2 rRNA genes are annotated in these 3,217 nt (G+C 49.7%); both read right to left on the bottom strand.

Annotation, left to right across the window (positions count from 1 at the left end):
• Positions 1 to 8: 8 nt before the first annotated feature.
• Positions 9 to 124, bottom strand: a 5S ribosomal RNA gene (gene rrf / locus J3U13_RS11240).
• Between the two features lie 152 nt (positions 125 to 276).
• A 23S ribosomal RNA gene (locus J3U13_RS11245) occupies positions 277 to 3,175 on the bottom strand.
• Between the last annotated feature and the right edge of the window lie 42 nt (positions 3,176 to 3,217).

Raw genomic sequence — 3,217 nt, forward strand, 5'->3', positions numbered from 1 at the left:
ATTTAAAAGTCTGGCGGCTCCCTACTCTCACATGGGTAATACCCACACTACCATCGGCACTTCGGCGTTTCACTTCTGAGTTCGGCATGGGGTCAGGTGGGACCACCGCGCTATTACCGCCAGACATATTCTGTCTTCTCTTTTTCTATTGATGATGATTATCACATATCTTCACCAATTGCTCAATCCGGAACAAACTGTTTCATCAATCTTTCATCATCTTTCGATGATTTCTTAATCTCTCAACTTCGCGTATCCAAAACAACTCCGAGTTGTAAGGTTAAGACTCTCGGTTCATTAGTATCAGTTAGCTCAATGTATCACTACACTTACACACCTGACCTATCTACGTCTTAGTCTCAAACGGACCTTACTGAATCTCTTCAGGGAAAACTCATCTCGAGGCTAGTTTCGTACTTAGATGCTTTCAGCACTTATCTATTCCGCACGTAGCTACCGGGCAATGCAATTGGCATCACAACCCGAACACCAGCGGTGCGTTCACTTCGGTCCTCTCGTACTAGAAGCAAACCCTCTCAATTTTCCTACGCCCATGGCAGATAGGGACCGAACTGTCTCACGACGTTCTAAACCCAGCTCGCGTACCACTTTAAACGGCGAACAGCCGTACCCTTGGGACCTACTTCAGCCCCAGGATGTGATGAGCCGACATCGAGGTGCCAAACACCGCCGTCGATATGAACTCTTGGGCGGTATCAGCCTGTTATCCCCGGAGTACCTTTTATCCGTTGAGCGATGGCCCTTCCATTCAGAACCACCGGATCACTATGACCTACTTTCGTACCTGCTCGAGCCGTCACTCTCGCAGTCAAGCTAGCTTTTGCCATTGCACTAACCTCCTGATGTCCGACCAGGATTAGCTAACCTTCGTGCTCCTCCGTTACTCTTTGGGAGGAGACCGCCCCAGTCAAACTACCCACCAGACAGTGTCCCTTACCTCGATTCAGAAGTATAGGTTAGAACATCAAACATTAAAGGGTGGTATTTCAAGGTCGACTCCACACACACTGGCGTGCATGCTTCTTAGTCTCCCACCTATCCTACACATTAAGGCTCAATGTTCACTGTCAAGCTATAGTAAAGGTTCACGGGGTCTTTCCGTCTTGCCACGGGTACACCGCATCTTCACGGCAATTTCAATTTCACTGAGTCTCGGGTGGAGACAGCCTGGCCATCATTACGCCATTCGTGCAGGTCGGAACTTACCCGACAAGGAATTTCGCTACCTTAGGACCGTTATAGTTACGGCCGCCGTTTACTGGGGCTTCGATCAAGAGCTTCTGCTTACGCATAACCCCATCAATTAACCTTCCAGCACCGGGCAGGCGTCACACCGTATACGTCCACTTTCGTGTTTGCACAGTGCTGTGTTTTTATTAAACAGTTGCAGCCAGCTGGTATCTTCGACTGACTTCACCTCCATCCGCGTGGGACTTCAATTACCATCAGCGTGCCTTCTCCCGAAGTTACGGCACCATTTTGCCTAGTTCCTTCACCCGAGTTCTCTCAAGCGCCTGAGTATTCTCTACCTGACCACCTGTGTCGGTTTCGGGTACGATTAACTATAACCTGAAGCTTAGAGGATTTTCCTGGAAGCAGGGCATCAATTACTTCACTACCTTAGTAGCTCGTCATCACGCCTCAGGGTTTCAGTGACCGGATTTGCCTAATCACACCCCTACACGCTTAACCCACCATCCAATAGGTGGTAAACCTAGCCTTCTTCGTCCCCCCATCGCAGTTATAGCCAGTACGGGAATATTAACCCGTTTCCCATCAGATACGCCCTTCGGCCTCTCCTTAGGGGTCGACTCACCCTGCCCCGATTAACGTTGGACAGGAACCCTTGGTCTTCCGGCGAGCGGGCTTTTCACCCGCTTTATCGTTACTTATGTCAGCATTCGCACTTCTGATACCTCCAGCATGCCTCACAACACACCTTCTACGGCTTACAGAACGCTCCCCTACCCAATACACTTACGTGCACTGCCGCAGCTTCGGTGCATAGTTTTAGCCCCGTTACATCTTCCGCGCAGGCCGACTCGACTAGTGAGCTATTACGCTTTCTTTAAATGATGGCTGCTTCTAAGCCAACATCCTAGCTGTCTAAGCCTTCCCACTTCGTTTCCCACTTAACTATGACTTGGGGACCTTAGCTGGCGGTCTGGGTTGTTTCCCTCTTCACGACGAACGTTAGCACCCGCCGTGTGTCTCCCATGATTAAACTTGTCAGTATTCGGAGTTTGCATCGGGTTGGTAAGCCGGGATGGCCCCCTAGCCGAAACAGTGCTCTACCCCCAACAGTTATACATGAGGCGCTACCTAAATAGCTTTCGGGGAGAACCAGCTATCTCCCGGTTTGATTGGCCTTTCACCCCCAGCCACAGGTCATCCGCTAATTTTTCAACATTAGTCGGTTCGGTCCTCCAGTTAGTGTTAACCAACCTTCAACCTGCCCATGGCTAGATCACCGGGTTTCGGGTCTATACCCTGCAACTTAACGCACAGTTAATACTCGGTTTCCCTTCGGCTCCCCTATTCGGTTAACCTTGCTACAGAATATAAGTCGCTGACCCATTATACAAAAGGTACGCAGTCACTATTACCCAACGGTAACAGCTCCCACTGATTGTACGTACACGGTTTCAGGGTCTATTTCACTCCCCTCCCGGGGTTCTTTTCGCCTTTCCCTCACGGTACTGGTTCACTATCGGTCAATCAGGAGTATTTAGCCTTGGAGGATGGTCCCCCCATCTTCAGACAGGATATCACGTGTCCCGCCCTACTCTATAAGCTTCCACATAATGCATTTTCATGTACGGGACTTTCACCCTCTGTCGTGCGACTTTCCAGACGCTTCCACTAATACATTATGCTACCCGCTTGGGCTGCTCCCATTTCGCTCGCCGCTACTTTGGGAATCTCGGTTGATTTCTTTTCCTCGGGGTACTTAGATGTTTCAGTTCTCCCGGTTCGCCTCATCTGACTATGTATTCATCAGATGATAGTGCAGTCACCTGCACTGGGTTTCCCCATTCGGACATCAACGGCTATCGCGCCTTTTATCGGCTCACCGTCGCTTTTCGCAGATTAACACGTCCTTCATCGCCTCTGATTGCCTAGGCATCCACCGTGTACGCTTAATTTCTTAACCTTACAACTCACAGTTGTCTTGGTTTTAATTACGCTTTTTTTC

Origin of the sequence: Gilliamella sp. B2887 (genome assembly GCF_026537015.1) — a bacterium.
Classification (GTDB): Bacteria; Pseudomonadota; Gammaproteobacteria; order Enterobacterales; family Orbaceae; genus Gilliamella.